Source organism: Nonomuraea sp. NPDC048892 (assembly GCF_040649735.1).
Lineage (GTDB): Bacteria > Actinomycetota > Actinomycetes > Streptosporangiales > Streptosporangiaceae > Nonomuraea > Nonomuraea maheshkhaliensis.
On sequence record NZ_JBEZFZ010000020.1, the window covers coordinates 46,661 to 61,588 of the forward strand.

At 66.6% G+C, this 14,928-nt stretch carries 15 protein-coding genes and 3 pseudogenes; 11 read left to right on the forward strand and 7 right to left on the reverse strand.

Annotation, left to right across the window (positions count from 1 at the left end; genetic code table 11):
- The first annotated feature begins 34 nt into the window (after window positions 1-34).
- The 3 genes from AB0C28_RS41875 (at window position 35) to AB0C28_RS41885 (ending at window position 1,409) form a co-directional block, all read left to right on the forward strand.
- Window positions 35-232 (forward strand): hypothetical protein, encoded by a 198-nt coding sequence (locus AB0C28_RS41875; protein ID WP_358081080.1) that lies wholly within the window; start codon window positions 35-37, stop codon window positions 230-232.
- 232 nt (window positions 233-464) lie between these two features.
- Complete coding sequence (locus AB0C28_RS41880; RefSeq protein ID WP_357847897.1) at window positions 465-734, forward strand: hypothetical protein; 270 nt, start codon at window positions 465-467, stop codon at window positions 732-734.
- A gap of 99 nt (window positions 735-833) precedes the next feature.
- Window positions 834-1,409, forward strand: a complete 576-nt coding sequence (locus AB0C28_RS41885) for an MFS transporter (RefSeq protein WP_358081083.1) — start codon at window positions 834-836, stop codon at window positions 1,407-1,409.
- Here AB0C28_RS41885 and AB0C28_RS41890 read toward each other — a convergent pair.
- Both AB0C28_RS41890 and AB0C28_RS41895 read right to left on the reverse strand, forming a co-directional pair.
- Window positions 1,344-1,625 (reverse strand): annotated as a pseudogene (locus AB0C28_RS41890) (transposase); the annotation flags it as partial. The gene AB0C28_RS41885 and the pseudogene AB0C28_RS41890 sit on opposite strands and share 66 nt — an antisense overlap.
- Before the next feature lie 300 nt (window positions 1,626-1,925).
- Window positions 1,926-2,762: an IS5 family transposase gene (locus AB0C28_RS41895; RefSeq protein WP_358081086.1), complete on the reverse strand. Its 837-nt coding sequence runs from the start codon at window positions 2,760-2,762 to the stop codon at window positions 1,926-1,928.
- Window positions 2,763-3,043: 281 nt separating this feature from the next.
- On the opposite strand from AB0C28_RS41895, the gene AB0C28_RS41900 reads away from it, so the two are divergent.
- On the forward strand, window positions 3,044-3,190 hold the full coding sequence (locus AB0C28_RS41900) for a hypothetical protein (RefSeq protein ID WP_358081089.1): 147 nt from the start codon (window positions 3,044-3,046) through the stop codon (window positions 3,188-3,190).
- Window positions 3,191-3,925: 735 nt separating this feature from the next.
- Here AB0C28_RS41900 and AB0C28_RS41905 read toward each other — a convergent pair.
- Entirely contained in the window at window positions 3,926-4,108 is a 183-nt protein-coding gene (locus tag AB0C28_RS41905) for a LysR family transcriptional regulator (RefSeq protein ID WP_358081219.1), read from the reverse strand.
- A 205-nt stretch (window positions 4,109-4,313) separates the two neighbouring features.
- On the opposite strand from AB0C28_RS41905, the gene AB0C28_RS41910 reads away from it, so the two are divergent.
- Window positions 4,314-4,520, forward strand: coding sequence for a hypothetical protein (locus tag AB0C28_RS41910; RefSeq protein WP_358081091.1), 207 nt, complete (start codon window positions 4,314-4,316; stop codon window positions 4,518-4,520).
- 223 nt (window positions 4,521-4,743) lie between these two features.
- Here the strand turns inward: AB0C28_RS41910 and AB0C28_RS41915 are convergent, their stop codons facing one another.
- Window positions 4,744-5,787 (reverse strand): MFS transporter, encoded by a 1,044-nt coding sequence (locus tag AB0C28_RS41915; protein WP_358081094.1) that lies wholly within the window; start codon window positions 5,785-5,787, stop codon window positions 4,744-4,746.
- A 415-nt stretch (window positions 5,788-6,202) separates the two neighbouring features.
- On the opposite strand from AB0C28_RS41915, the gene AB0C28_RS41920 reads away from it, so the two are divergent.
- Entirely contained in the window at window positions 6,203-7,984 is a 1,782-nt protein-coding gene (locus AB0C28_RS41920) for a reverse transcriptase domain-containing protein (RefSeq protein ID WP_358081097.1), read from the forward strand.
- 109 nt (window positions 7,985-8,093) lie between these two features.
- Window positions 8,094-8,917, forward strand: a pseudogene (locus AB0C28_RS41925) (transposase); the annotation flags it as partial.
- Between the two features lie 107 nt (window positions 8,918-9,024).
- Here AB0C28_RS41925 and AB0C28_RS41930 read toward each other — a convergent pair.
- Window positions 9,025-9,894: a CPBP family intramembrane glutamic endopeptidase gene (locus AB0C28_RS41930; protein WP_358081100.1), complete on the reverse strand. Its 870-nt coding sequence runs from the start codon at window positions 9,892-9,894 to the stop codon at window positions 9,025-9,027.
- A gap of 113 nt (window positions 9,895-10,007) precedes the next feature.
- Here AB0C28_RS41930 and AB0C28_RS41935 point away from each other — a divergent pair, with 113 nt between their 5' ends.
- The 4 genes and pseudogenes from AB0C28_RS41935 to AB0C28_RS41950 form a co-directional block, all read left to right on the forward strand.
- Complete coding sequence (locus tag AB0C28_RS41935) at window positions 10,008-11,249, forward strand: sensor histidine kinase (protein WP_357862024.1); 1,242 nt, start codon at window positions 10,008-10,010, stop codon at window positions 11,247-11,249.
- On the forward strand, window positions 11,237-11,881 hold the full coding sequence (locus tag AB0C28_RS41940) for a response regulator transcription factor (protein WP_357862026.1): 645 nt from the start codon (window positions 11,237-11,239) through the stop codon (window positions 11,879-11,881). Before AB0C28_RS41935 ends, AB0C28_RS41940 begins: the two co-directional genes overlap by 13 nt.
- Before the next feature lie 709 nt (window positions 11,882-12,590).
- Window positions 12,591-12,836 (forward strand): hypothetical protein, encoded by a 246-nt coding sequence (locus AB0C28_RS41945; protein ID WP_357862030.1) that lies wholly within the window; start codon window positions 12,591-12,593, stop codon window positions 12,834-12,836.
- Between the two features lie 88 nt (window positions 12,837-12,924).
- Window positions 12,925-13,101, forward strand: a pseudogene (locus AB0C28_RS41950) (tetratricopeptide repeat protein); the annotation flags it as partial.
- A 245-nt stretch (window positions 13,102-13,346) separates the two neighbouring features.
- On the opposite strand, the gene AB0C28_RS41955 reads toward AB0C28_RS41950, so the two are convergent.
- Window positions 13,347-13,808 (reverse strand): NACHT domain-containing protein, encoded by a 462-nt coding sequence (locus AB0C28_RS41955; protein WP_357862032.1) that lies wholly within the window; start codon window positions 13,806-13,808, stop codon window positions 13,347-13,349.
- 464 nt (window positions 13,809-14,272) lie between these two features.
- Window positions 14,273-14,872 carry a hypothetical protein gene (locus AB0C28_RS41960; protein WP_358081103.1) on the reverse strand — a complete coding sequence of 200 codons (600 nt, stop codon included), beginning with the start codon at window positions 14,870-14,872 and terminating at the stop codon, window positions 14,273-14,275.
- Between the last annotated feature and the right edge of the window lie 56 nt (window positions 14,873-14,928).

Below are 14,928 nucleotides of genomic sequence, written 5' to 3' on the forward strand. Positions count from 1 at the left end.
ATTTCCGGCAGCCGCAGTGTTCGGATGCAAGGACGTGGGCCCGGAGGCAGTCGCGGCCCTGGTCGACCTTCCTGTCGGACGCGCCGATGAGCTGCTAGAAAGCCTGGTCGAGGGCCAACTGGTGGAGGCGTTCGGCACCGGTCGCTACCGCATGCATGAGCTGCTTCGTCAGTACGCCCGTGAGTGCGCCGAGACGTTCAGCACCGTGCCCGTCCCGGCCGCCGCGCCGTGACCCGCGGCCTGCACTGCTGTCTGTAACTGGATGTGCCGCGACATTGTTGCCGAAGCGTGGTAGTGGGTATTTTCGCGCTCGGTTTCTCGGCTAGACGGCCTGTAATGAGTGGGCATGGGTGTGGGGCCGTGGCGTACCGGCCGGTGAGAACTGCCTTGCGACAGGTTCAGGACAGGTCGCCGACAGCGCTCCTCCCTATCGTGATGGCTATCGCGAAGGGAAAGGGGGCATCATGCCCAGCTTGAGAATGTCGGCCGCCGCCGCCGTTATCGCGGTCGCCGCGATCGGAACGGGGACTGCCGCCGCCGAGGCAGCTCAGTCGCAGGTTTCCCAGGTACGTACGGTCTCGGCCGATCCCGTGGCGCCGGCTTGGTGGAAAGCCATGGGTCCCTACGGCTATGACACGTGCATAACCACACGGTCGAATTTCGCCCGCCATTACAGGGTGAGCGAATGCTACATGTACAACGGCCTCTGGTGGTTCGACTACTGGGTCGCTTGAGCCGCCAGGGACGTATGCCGAGCCGATAACACCGATGCTCCGATCACCGTCCATGACGGTGGGTGATGCCGAGGGCAGTTCCGGCATCGGTTCCAGGACATGACGGAGTTGGCTTTGAAGGCAGTTGCATCGGAAAAGCCTGCGACATTTCGCGCTGTGTTGGCGGTCACGGAATTCAGGGCGTTGTGGTCGGCTGAATTGTTCTCCCAGTTAGGAGACCAGTTCGCCAGGGTGGCGATCGCGGTTCTGGTTTTTCAGCGAACCTCATCGGCCGCCTTGACGGGGCTGACGTACGCGCTGACGTATCTGCCGTCCATGGTGGGCGGACTCACGTTGAGCTGGATCGGCGACAGGTACCCGCGCCGCGACGTGATCTTCGCGGTCGATCTGTTGCGTGCGGCGCTGGTCGCGCTGATGGCGCTACCGGGTATGCCCCTGCCGGTTCTGGGCGTCTTGCTGGCTGTGATGACCGCACTGAGCGGTCCGTTTAAGGCTGCCCAGCTGGCTCTGCTGGCCGACGTCCTGACCGGCGACCACTACGTGGTCGGTCTGTCCATTCGGCAGATCACCATCCAGTCCGCCCAGATCGCTGGCTTTCTCGGTGGGGGACTACTGGCCCAAAGCCTCAGCCCCACCATGTTGAGGACGTACGGTCCTAGCCTCCCCCTTTCGTGATCTTGCGCCTCGTCCCGCGATGCGCAGGCGCAGTCGGCGGCCACCGTGCACCAGCCGTCCGGCCACCGCAAACAGTCGCAGGCGCAGGCGTTTGGGCTCGTAGCTGCGGGCGGCGGTGCCGGGCAGGGCGAGAAGTTGCATCCTGGCCAGCAGTTCGCAGGCCAGGGCGACGAGCTCGCACCAGATCTAGTTGCGGGCGAAGTGGTGCAGCGGCAGGACGATGTCGGCCAGGCAGTCTCCGCCGAGGGCGGCGACGACTAGGCCGACGATGATCTTGCCGGGGTTGTGCCCAGCGCGGGCTGATCACCAGGGCTTCAGTTGCACCGACAGTGCCCGGTCCAGTCCGGTGACGAGCAGGGTCTTGAGCAGCAGACTCCCGGCGTGGGAGAGCAGTCCGGTGCCGTCGGCAGAGGCGGTGATCGTGCGGTGAGAGGCGATAGGCTTCGCGTGGAACGTGCATCTCGATCTGGCGCGGCCAGGACCTTAGTGGGCGTTTGATCTTGTCTAATTCCGGGTTCAGGTGTCGCGCCATGTGGGGGTGTTCTCGCCGGTGAGGCGGCGGGCGATGAGGTCGATCATGGCGATGTGGATCATGGCTTCAGAGCGGGTGGGCAGGGCTTCGTAGTCGCGGGTCAGGCGGCGGTGCAGCATGAGCCAGCCGAGAGTGCGTTCGGCGACCCAGCGGCGCGGGAGTGGGGTGAATCCCTTGGTGGCGGGGTCTTTGCGGACGACTCCGACGTCGATGCCGAGGGCGGCGGCGCCGTCGATGACGGTGGTGCGGTAGGCGCTGTCGGCCCAGGCCTTGGTGATCGCCGGCTGGGTGGCGGCGATCTGGGTCAGGAGGGGCAGGCCGGCGGCGCTGTCGGAGATGCCGGCGGCGGTGACCAGCACGGCGAGCAGGAGTCCGAGGGTGTCGACGACGATGCTGCGTTTGCGGCCGGCGATCTTCTTGCCAGCGTCGTAGCCCTGGCTGGTGGCGGGGACGTTGGGTGAGGTTTTGACGCTCTGGGCGTCGATGACGCATGCGGTGGGCTCGGGGTCACGCCCTGCCGCGGTGCGGACGTGTCGGCGGAGCAGGCCGGTGAGCTGGTCGAAGATGCCGTCTTTCTGCCAGAGAGCGAAGTAGGCATAGGCGGTCTGCCAGGGCGGGTACTCGTGTGGCAGGTAGCGCCAGGGGATGCTGGTGCGGTTGTAGAGGATGGCGTTGCAGATGGTGCGCAGGTCGTGTTCGGGTGGGCGGCCGATGTCCAGGGCGCCTGAGCGGCGTTCGGCGCGCCAGGCGGTCAGCACGGGCTCGATGAGCGCCCATCGGGCGTCGGACAGGTCGCTGGGATACGGTCGCGGTTCGGTCATGCCTTTGGCGTACTGCCGGACGAAGTGGCTGGCCAGACGGCCGTCCGGCCGTCGATCAAACCAGGGCGAGGTATCGCATCTTGGGATGAGACAGGATCTTTCGGGGCCAGACGGGCGGCCCGCGCTCCCTCGAATTGCCTATCCGACACCGAAGTGGGTCGAAGCGCACATCGATATGGCGATCAACGCGCGGAGCAAAACGGTCCTTATGTCACTTTTCAGGACAAAACGCCCGCATAGATAAGTCCCATCCCCAGTTCGGAAGCGATCTGCTTATGTAGATGATCAACTCGCGCGAAATTCGCCGCGAAAGCCCGAGGCTAGAGGAAGCACAGGACACAGAAGGCGACCCCATCGCCGAAGGCGCCACCTACCTATTCCTCGACGCGTCCAGCGATCTTGCCACCACGATCTATCAACAGATTTGACATGCATAAACGCTTCGCCACCACCCAGGACGCTGGACGGGTGCGCCTCCCTCAAAGAGAGCCGCACTTTTGACGATTCAGACGAACCCGGATAGGTCGGCAACAACGAACGACCGTGCTCGACTGGGCCCACAAGGTGGCCGCTCACTCGCGCGCCACGCATCCACTTGCCGCTACCAAACAGGTGACGATATCACCTGGTATCTCCAACGACGGGTCCCCTTCGGGGCCACGGCCTAGCGGCCCGGCCTCGAAAGGGACCGGCCCCGAGTACAGCTGGCTCACCTGCGCTTGTAGAGACAACAGTGGTGTTGACCTGTTCGAATTGCACCGATGCGCCGTTGAATACCATGGCCGCTTAGACTAGCGGCGGATATCTGCCTTACGGAGCGTAACTCCAGAAGTACCAGCCAGCTGGCCGGCCGGGCCCAGCGTAGTCCTCCCAGTAGCAGCTGGAAGAGGTGTCATACAACACATCGAAGGCACGCCGAATCGACTCGCACACGTTAATGTCCGCGTATGGGCCGTAGTACCCCAGCCGTACGGCTGCGACGGACTCTGACGTCGAGGTCGACGCCGTCTCGCTGGCCTGCGCCGATGCCCCGATTGGGATTATTGCCACTGTCGCACCGGCTGCGACAGCGGTGATGAATTTTGCGATGCGGGTCGTGTTCATTCATTGCCCTTCTTACGTGGTTCAACTACTGGACGACGATGCTAGAGGCCTGTACTTTCCTATCCCTTTCGTAGGCTTGTCGTGAGGTGGAGCACTCTCGCTCGACACCATGAGCTGCTCGCTTGATTCCGGTTCCTTCGAGCCATCAGGCTCGCGACCCCAGTGCGGGACCGGATAAGCAGAGGCACTCCCAGGTCGCCTTCCAACTTGGCGATGCGCTTGGACACGGCCCGCTGGGACATGTCCAAGCGCGGCGGCCTTGGTGAAATGTTCGTGGTCTACCACGGCAAGGAACGCCCAGATGGCACCGAGGTCCAGCTCCATGAACAAACTCATGGGTGTTTCTGCGTTGTGTCGGTTGCTGGATCTCCTCGGTCAGAGTGCACCCGATCGAGTCGGACAAGATTGCCTGGAGCCGTCTGCCTCACTAACACCGCGCCGGCCGAGGTGACCACCACCATCTGCCGCACTGTGGTGGATTCACTGACCAACGTCACAGCGCCGCTCTCAGTGATCGGCATGGCCATTCGGATCCTCATCGCCGACGACAGGAAGGCATCAGCATGGTCGTTCCGGATCATTCTTGACGCGCCCCCGGACATGACCGTCGTCGGTGAGACCGCCGATAGGCCCGCCGCCTGCGACCTGATGTAGTGCTCGCCGACCACCGTCAAGGGTCATATCGCCAATGAGTGAGGAAACCCCCAGCCGGTTGGACGGATACCCGGGACAGGGAGCCGTCCGCCGAAAGAATCGCCACAGTTGCCGCCGCTGAGAAGGTTCCAGCAAGGGGAGGCTCACTATAGGCTTCAGATCACTGCCAGATTCGCCAACAGAGTCCTCCAAGGACGCGACCGCCCGGTCTGTCGCCGCGGTCCTACGGGGCCCCATCGCCGTTCCGCCGTGCTACCGCGATTCCCGTAGGCCTGCTCGCCCGTACCCATGCCACGGACATGCCGATCACCATGGCTGTTCCGATCGCTCCAGAGGCCGCGATCACCGTAGATGACATCGCGTTCTGGGCGGCGAGCCCGAATATCAGAATGGCGATGCCCTGGGTGACACGCATGGTCGTCGTGAGCAGTCCCACGGCCTGCCCGCGCATGTCGGGGACGGTCTGGGTGAACTCGGCGGCGAGCGGGATCCAGAAGTACAGGGCTATTCCGGAGATCGCGATCAGCACAGCCGCGACCGCCACCCCGGGCACGGCGACGAACAGCATCAGCGGTAGGCAATTGACGGCTGACAGGACCACGACGTGTGGTGTGCGCTGTTCGGGGATCAGCTGGGGCAGGAGCCAGAGTCCGATGACGATACCCGCGGGGGTGGCGGCCATCAGCAGGCCGGCGGCGGCCGTCCCGTGGTCGATCTGCACCGCGTACGGCGCCGCGAGCGTCGCGCTCACGAGGCAGGTGGCGATGGGGAGGGTGAAAAGCATGATCACCCGCAGCCTGGGGTGTGCGGTGATGTAGCGGGTCGCGGTGCGGAAGGAACCGAGCCAGGACGGTGACGAATCGGTGCCGGCGGTCGCCGGCCGGACACGCACACCGAACAGGATCGCCAGAGCGGACAGGACGAAGGTGGCGGCGTTGAACACTAGGACCACAGACAGCCCGGTGAGCGCGACGATCACGCCTCCGAAGGCGTAGCCGACGGTGTAGGAGACATGGTTGACCAGATCTGCTGGAGGCATGGATGCGATCGCACCCTGGCGTCGAGATCGTCTGCCGGGACGGGTCAGGTGCCTACGGGGAGGCGATTCGACGTGCTCTGCCGGATGCGGTGCAGGTCGGGGATCGGTGGCAGTGCGCCATGAGGCGCCTGGTCGTATCCCCGGCTCAGCCGGGAGGAATTGGAAGGAGGTTCCTGGGTCCGATGACTTACCTGGATCCGAAAGGTGAAGGGGACAGCAGCATGTCATTGAAGCGGCGGCCGTGCTCAGGCGTTGGAGGCGGCGCGTCGTGGGACCCGCGTGATATGGCGAAAGCTGGATTGCCTGAATCCCAATCTCCAGTTGATGGAAGGTCGCATCCGTCGGAAAGCGACGCCCGAAGCCGACGCCGCGCTCTGCCCGGGTTTAGTGCCATGGCCTGGGCACCTTCCGAGCGCGGGGCGATGCCCAGTGAGGGCATTGAAGGAGATGAGTGGGACGCCTACGTCACGCTGTCACGTACGGCCAGGACGAACATGGGATCGCCTACGGGATGCGAGTCCTATGGCGACGGAGGCCCCGTAGTAGTCGCCGGAGTCACGACCGGCCAAGGAGTTCGGGAGAGACGGACGCAGGGCGAAGGGGGCCAGGTGATCGGACACCTCAGGGTCGGGAGGTATGCGTAATGCAGAGCGCCGAAACGGTGCTGGGTGTCCTGCGTGAGCGCGGCAGGCGTGGCCTGCCGTTGAACGAGTTATATCGGCAGTTGTTCAACCCGCAGTTGTATCTGCTGGCCTACGGGCGCATCTACGCCAACAAGGGGGCGATGACGCCCGGGGTCACCGGGGAGACCGTGGATGGCATGTCGATCGGCAAGATTGAGGCGATCATCGAGGCGCTGCGGTATGAGCGGTATCGGTGGAGCCCGGTCAAGCGGATCCACATCCCGAAGAAGAACGGCAAGACCAGGCCCTTGGGCCTTCCGCCGTGGTCGGACAAGCTCGTCGGCGAAGTGGTGCGGCTCCTGCTGGATGCCTATTACGAGCCGACGTTCTCCGACCTGTCCCACGGTTTCCGTCCCGGTCGAGGTTGCCACACCACGTTGCGGAAGGTGAATGAGACCTGGACCGGAACGACCTGGTTCATCGAAGGAGACGTCGCCGACTGCTTCGGAAGCTTCGATCACGAGATCATGCTCTCGACGCTGGCCGAGCGGATCCACGATGGCCGGTTCCTGCGGCTGATGCGGAACATGCTCGTGGCCGGATACTTGGAGGACTGGGTCTGGAACGCGACGCTGAGCGGGGTCCCGCAAGGTGGCGTCGTTTCACCGATCCTGTCGAACATCTACCTGCATCGGCTGGACGACTTCGTCGAGAAGGTTCTGATCCCGCACTACACCCGAGGGCGGATCCGCAGGCAGGACACCGCCTATGCCAGGGTGCGCGCCGCCAGAGACCGGGCGCACAAGCGCGGAGACCACGCCACGGCGCGGGAGTTGCGCAAGCAGTTGCGCAGCATGCCCAGCGGGGATCCCCAAGATCCCGGCTTCCGGCGGCTGCGCTACGTCCGGTACTGCGACGACACCCTGCTCGGGTTCACCGGACCCAAGGCCGAAGCCGAGGAGATCAAAGCTCGCCTGACCGCGTTCCTGCGCGACGAACTCGCGCTGGAGCTGTCGGCGGACAAGACACTGATCACGCACGCCCGCACCCAGGCGGCGCGTTTCCTCGGCTATGAGATCACCGTGCTGCACAACGACCGCAAGGTCACGCGCGGCCGGCGCAGCGCCAACGGCGTCGTCAGCCTCAAGGTGCCGGCATCGGTGATCAAGGCTAAGAAGGCCCCCTACCTGTCTCGCGGCAAACCTGAGGGCAGGCCCCGTCTGATCAATGAAGACGACCACACCATCGTCAACACCTACGGGTCCGAGTGGCGGGGCATCGTCCAGTACTACCTGCTGGCCGGGAACGTCCATCGTCTCCACCGGCTCGGTTGGGTCATGGAGACCTCGCTGCTGAAGACTCTGGCCAACAAGCACCGCTCGTCGGTGGCGAAGATGGCCCGCAAATACGCGGCCACCATCGCCACGCCGCACGGGCCGCGCAAGTGCTTCGAAGCCAGAATCGAACGCAGCGGCAGGAAGCCACTGGTCGCACGGTTCGGAGGCATTCCACTACGGCGCAACAAGGACGCGGCCATCACCGACCGCGTCCTGGTCCCGGGTACCATCCGCCACAAAGAGCTGGTCACCCGGCTCCTGGCGAACCGTTGCGAGATCTGCAAGGCCGACGACGGCATCTCGGTGCACCACGTCCGACGCCTCGCTGACCTCGCCCGGCCGGGACGGCCGCAACCCGCATGGGCGGAGCTCATGGCCAGGCGACGGCGCAAGACCCTCGTGGTCTGCCGGACCTGCCATGACTCCATCCACACGGGGCAGCCGAAATCGCAGCTCACGCAGTAGTCACCGGAGAGCGACGTGCGGTGAAAGTCGCATGCGTCGTTCGGACTGGGGGCCGCAGGAAAAGGACCCGCGCTCCGCGCGGGCACCTCGCCAGCGGCCCACCAGTGCCTTATGGGCGAATTTCTGCGACAAAACCCTCGCCGAGGTTCGCTCCCACAGCGCCTGCTGGGCCACGGTCAACCCGCCCCGCCCCGCCGGCGTCCACGAACGGACCACCCGCGAGCGCTGGGAGCAGATCCACGACCTGCTGGGCAAGGGTGTCGGCCTGCTGGAATGCGCCCGCCGCCTGAACCTGTCGCGGGGCACCGTCAAGCGCTACGCCCGCACCCACAAGCCCGAGGCTTCACGCCGCGCACCGCGCTACCGGCCCACGCTCGTCGATCCCTACCGCGATCACCTGCGCGACCGACGCGCCACCGACCCAGCCGTGCCCGTTCAGCAGCTGTTCCGTGAGATCAAGGACCTCGGCTACACCGGCAGCCTCAACCTGCTCTACCGCTATATCACCCAAGGCCGAGCCGAAGGAGAACGGCCCGTCACCACCCCGCGCCGCCTGGCACGTCTGCTGCTCACTCACCCCGACCGACTCCGTGATAGCGACACCCGGCTGGTGCAAGAGCTCACCGCCGCCTGTCCCGAGCTGACCGACCTCGCCCACCATGTCCGCGACTTCGCCGCGCTCCTCACCCGGCTGAAGGCAACGACAACAAGCTCACCACCTGGATCACCACCATCCGCGTCGCCGATCTACCTCACCTGCACGGCTTCGCCAACGGGATCGAGCTTGACCGCGCCGCCGTGAACGCCGCCCTCACCCTTCCCCACCACAATGGCCGCACCGAAGGCGTCAACACCCGCACGAAGAGGATCATGCGCCAGATGCACGGCCGGGTCGGGTTCGACCTTCTGCGCCACCGCATCCTGCTTCAGTGATGATCACTTAATGCCACCACCGATTACGGGCCAGAGCCGTTCACTGGACAGACCCGGTTTCGGCGCGTACCGCCGCGCATCACTGAGGCGGTGGGGATACCAGCTACTTAGACCGCGAGTTTCCTGAACTGTCCTGTCACGATGAGCACGGCGATCGTGGCGGCCATGACGAGCCAGCCCGGCCAACCGGAAAGCGATGCGTGCAAGGCGGTGTCCGCGGCGCTCAGGGGTTTTCCGAGGAGCGCGGGCAGGGCGGAGGCGATCAGGTTCGCCGCGGCGTGCGCGACGACCGCGGGCCAGATGCTGCCGGCGGCCAGGCGCAGCCAGCCCAGCAGAGCGCCGAGCAGCACCGACGCGATGGTGAAGGCGAGCACGGCCAGGCCGCCCGGCAGCCCGGGATAGTGGTAGCCCTGCAAGGTGAACGGGGCGTGGAACACTCCCCAGATCACGCCGCTGGTCAGCAGGGCGCGCCAGAGCCCGAGCGGGAGGAGTTTGGGCAGTAGGTAGCTCCACCCGAACTCCTCGCCGAACGTCAGCACCATCCCGAGCGGGAAGATCAGGATCTGGGGGGCCAGCATGCTCGCCAGGCCCTCAAGCGGCAGCGGATCGTGGAAGGCGAAGCGACCGGCGGACGAGCTGACGCCCAGCGCGGCGAGCGTCAGGGCCGGTGCGAGGAGGAAGCCGATTGCGGTGTAGCCGGCCATCCGGGGCAGCGACCGCGACGGCAGGACGCCCGTCTCCCTCAGCAGGTCGCGCGGACGGCGCAACTCTCCTGTCGCCAACGCTGTGACGAGCACTCCCAGCGTCGGCGTGTACATCGCGATCATGAGGATGGGCGTGGCCGCGTCCCCTTGGACGTCACCTCCGCCGAACCAGAGGGCGGCTCCGGTGGCCCAGATGGCGCCGAAGGTGATGGTCAGGAACGCCGCGATCCTGAGCCAGGACACGGCGGGGCGGCGGAGCGTTTGTGTGGTCATGACCACGAACGGTAGGTATCACCCCGGTCCGCAGACGATGGAGCAGGCGGCCCGGTCGGTACTACAGTCCGCTGTAGTGCGCCCACCGGCCGCGCTGCACCAGACTGAACGTCGTGCAGGAAAGATGGCAGAAGACCTGGCGGGCCAGTAGATATCTCTTACTCGGCCTGCCGACCGCGATGGCCACGATGATGGCGCTGCCGCTTCTGGCGGCCACGGCGTTGTCGACCGGGCTCGGCGGCATCGGGCTCGTCCTGTTTCCCCGGGCGATGGCCTTGCTGCGGCGCTGGGCCGAGTGGCACCGCCGTCGCGCCGCCGCTCTGCTGGGCAGGCAGGTGTCCCCCCGGCAGATGACGCTGGGCAAGGGGATTCGCGCGCGGTGGCGCCAGGTGCTCGACGACCCGGAGACCAGGCGTGACGTCCGCTGGGTGCTCCGGCACGTCGTGACCGGCGTGCCGGCGGGGTTCGCCGCGCTGGCCTGCGTCGGCTCGGTGCTGTTCACCGCGTTCGCGGCTCCGCTGTGGTGGTTGTTCCCTGCCGACGCGCCGCTGCGACTGCTGGGTGCGTTCCCGGTGACCGGCTGGGGCAGCGCGCTGGGCATGGGGGCCGTTCAGATCGTGGGCTTCGCGGCCCTGGCGTACTGGGCGGTGCCCCGGCTCGCGGCCTTCCACGCGAGCAGGTGCCTGGCGGCGCTCGAGCCCTCGGCGCAGGATCAGCTCACCGAGCGGGTCGGCGAGCTGACCGAGAGCCGCGCGGGAGTGCTCGACGCCCACGGCGCGGAACTCCGCCGCATCGAACGAGACCTGCACGACGGCACGCAGGCCAGGTTGGTCGCCATCGCCATGCGGCTGGGGGTGGCCAGGGAGTCCCTCACCGACGGTTCCGCCGACCTGGCCGACCTGCTGCGCGAGGCCCACGAGGGCACGGAGGAGGCCATGACGGAGCTGCGTGACGTGGTCCGCTCGATCTATCCGCCGATCCTCGCCGACCGAGGACTCCCCGGAGCGCTGGCGGCGCTCACCACACGGTCGGGCGTGCCCGCCGAGATCGACCTCGGCGATCTGGGCCGCCTACCCGCCGCCGTGGAGGCAGCCGCCTACTTCGTCGTGGCCGAGACGCTCACCAACGCCGCCAAGCACAGCGGCGCCACCCAGGTACAGGTACGGATCACCCGCGATCGCGGATGGCTGCTGATCGAGGTAACCGACAACGGCATCGGCGGGGTCGACGAATCCCGTGGCACCGGCGTCACTGGCATCCGGCGCCGGGTCGCCGCACTCGACGGCACCATGATCGTCACCAGCCCGCCAGGTGGCCCGACCGCCGTATCGGTGGAGCTGCCGTGCGAGTCGTGATCGCCGAGGACAACGTGCTGCTCTCCGCGGGTCTCGAACTCCTCCTGGGCACCAAGGGCATCGAGGTCGCCGCCGTCGTCACCGACCATCCCGCCTTGGTCGAGGCCGTGGACCGGCACCGGCCGGACGCACTGATCGTCGACGTCCGGCTCCCGCCGTCCTTCCGTGATGAGGGCATCAGGGCCGCGCTGGAGATTCGGCGCGCGCATCCCGGCCTGCCGGTGCTCGTCCTGTCGCAGTACGTCGAGAAGGTCTACGCACGGGAGCTGCTCTCCGACGGCCGCGGGGGCGTCGGCTACCTCCTCAAGGACCGGGTGAGCCGGGTCAGCGAGTTCGTCGACGGCCTGCGCCGGGTGTCCGAAGGCGGCACTGTCATGGACCCTGAGGTCATCGCCCAACTCCTGGCGAGCGGTGGCACGAGCGCCGTCGACACACTCACCGGCCGCGAGCGTGAGGTGCTCACCCTGATGGCCCAAGGCCTCGGGAACAGCGACATCGGCAAGCGGCTGTTCATCACCGACAACGCCGTGCACAAGCACATCGGCAACATCTTCACCAAACTCGGCCTGCCACCCGCCGAAGGAGGCCACCGCCGGGTGCTCGCCGTACTCGCCTATCTGGACAGCACCTGAAACCGTCAGCCCACCTGCTCATCGCATTCATCGAAACCGCCCCAATACGCCCTGCTCGCCAAGCTCGACATCTCCGCCCCGAACAAGGTCATCGAGTCCGTCCGCCCTACCCGCCGATCAGCAGCGACACCCCGCCTAGAGACACGCCCACCTGAACGTCTCGCCACGTGCCCCCAGCTCGGACCCGAAAGCTGGGCTTCCAGCCCTCAGAGGGTGTTCCGGCTGCTCGGCGTCGTGCCCGGCGCGGACTTCACCATCGAGGCCGCCGCCACCCTCAGCGGGTCTACCACGGACGAGGCGAAGGACGAGCTCAACCGACTGGCCACCGCACACCTGATCCACCAATACGCGCCCGGCCGCTACCGGTTCCACGACCTATTGCGCCTGTACGCCGCCGAACGTGCCCACGCGGAGGAGAGCTTGGAGGGCCTGGCGGAGGCCAAGCAGCGGCTGTACGACTGGTATCTGCTGAGCGTTCGAGCCGCCGTCGAACAAAGCCACCCGCACTGGGCCAGGTTGCCGCTAACCCTGAGCCGCAGCGACGTGACAGCGGCATCTTTCGCTGATCTCCCATCGGCGGCGGCGTGGCTGACCAGCGAGCATCGCAACCTTGTCGCCGCAATCCACCAGGCGGTCTCAGCTGGTCCGCGTCAAGCGGGTGTGGCTGCTCACCGACGCCATGCGCAGCCATTTCTAGACAGGAAGAAACATGGGCGACTGGCTCTCCTGCGCGCAGGCAGCCGTCACCGTCGCCGGAGAGGAAGGCGATGCGACAGCAAGGGCTGCAGCCCTGCTCGTCCTGGCGTCCGCGCATACGCATCGAGGACAGCCCGATGCGATCTCGTTGTACAGCCAAGCCCTCTCGCTCGCCGACCAGGGCGACTGGAAGGAGGGCATGTCGTCCATCCGGAACAACCTCGCCGGCACCTACCTTGCTCCTGGGGCAACTGGATGATGCTGCCCGCTTGTTCAAAGGGGGCGTCAAGCTGGATGAGCAGGATGGCCGACTGGCCTGGCTGGGCGTCAAGCACGCCAACCTCGGTGTGGTTTGTACTCAGCTGGGCCAGTTGAACTCCGCGTATCACCACCTCACCGAGGCCCTTCAGCTTCATGGCGGCCTTGACGGCAACATCGAAATCAACCTCGGAGAGGTCTGCTACCTGCAGGGACGGTTCGACGAAGCGCTTGAATATCTCAATCGGGCGCTGCCTCGACTCGAGCAAACCAGGAACCAGGCTCTCGAACCCTACTGCCTTGTCATCCTCACCGATCTCTACTGCGACCTCGGCCGAAGTGACCAAGCACTGGACCTCGGGGAACGAACGCTGGCGTGCAGCCGCGACATAGAAGACCGCCTCGCCGAATCGTTGGCGCAAAACGCCTTGGGCAGGGTGCACGAGCACACCGGCCACCGTACCCAGGCTATGGAACACCATCACCGAGCGGTGAAAATGGCTGGTGACGATCACTTCTTCGCCAAGGCCGCTGGTTTCGTCGGGTTGGCCAACGCGGCCTGCGGCCTCGGCGAGGCCGAGGCCGCCTCCTTCGCTGAGCAGGCGCGGGCTGGCGCCGGTAGTTCGTCCAGGCCATCTAGGATGGGCAGGATGTGCCCGTGCGCGGCGAGCATGGCGGGGGCGGCGTCGCCGCCGTACTCGAAGGCGCGCAGCGTGGGGTAGATGGTGGCCAGCCGGGCTGCCACCCACTCCTCCAGGCGGTGGGGGCGGGTGGTGTCCCAGCCGGCGATCGACAACATCACCGGGACCGGTTCGTCGCTGCCGCGGGTGGCGAGGAGGGCCAGCAGGAGTTGCAGGGCCAGGGTGGTTTTGCCGGTGCCGGGGCCGCCGGTGATGATCAGGCGGCGGCTGCGCAGGCCCCGAAACCGTGCGGTCAGGGCGCGGATGTCGTCGGCTGTGCCGAACTTCGACACCCGCGTGGCCCATGCCCGCGCACATGCTGGAGAGCGGCCATGTGCCTGACGTGCCTGACGTGCCTGACAGGATCATCTCGCTTTGACCTGCGAGGAGAGGTCAACAACCCCAGATAACCATCGAGCCTGCCCTGGCCCCACGGTCTGCTCAAATGCGCGCAAGTCGTGTTCGATCCCATCGTCTGGGACGACGGCCACGACTCCAGGTGTCGAAGGCCGTGCGAGAGCACGTCAGCGCCGCGCGGTGCCGGTGCTGCTACGGGCGCGTGGGGTAGGGGCGGGCCGACGGTCGCGGCCCACACGGGGTTGATCGCCGGGGATGCCGGCCATGCGGTGGGACGTGCGCGGCGTGGTGGTCGAGGGAAGCGATGTAGGTGAGCATCACCGAGCCTTCGATGGATCGCCAGGTGGTCGAATGCAGGAGCCGGACAACGGCAGCGGCTCGGCGGGCTGTGGGGTCGCCGTCAGTCGTCCCAGCCGCTGGTGTCGAGAATGTTGTCCCAGGTGGCGTAGGGGGCCTCGGGATGCCGCTGGTGCAGGATCTCGCCGGGCAGGGTCATGGGCGGCGCCTTGCGCGGGTCGGCGAGGCCTTGGGTGATGATGGCGTCGGTCAGGGTGCGGGCCCCGCCGTGGCGGGGATAGGCGGCGTGTACGCGTTCGGCGTATCCGGCGGGCAGTTGGTCGGGGCTGCCGGTCAGGTCGATGCCGATGCCGTCCTGGGCGATCATGATCTCCGGCGGGCGGCGGCGGGCGAACACCGGCGACTGGTGGAAGCCGTAGGAGGTGTGCAGGGCGATGCCGTCCCAGACGGTGTCGACGCGGCGGTCGGTGATCCCGTGTTCCCCCAGGAACCGGGCGGCGAAGTCGGCGCCGTCGAGTTCGAACCGCTGGCTGGTGGCGGCGCGTTCGGTCAGTCCCATGTCGTGCAGCACGCAGATGAGGAACATGACCTCGGCGTCGTAGTCGCGGTCCGGGCGGCGACCGGCCTGGGCGGCGGCCGCCCGGGCGAACAGGAAGCTGCGCAGGCTGTGGTTGCGCAGGTACGGCTCCTGTGCGTCCGTCACCAGCCGGTGGGCTGCCCGAGCCACGCGCGTGGTGGGAAAGGAGAGATCAGTGTTCT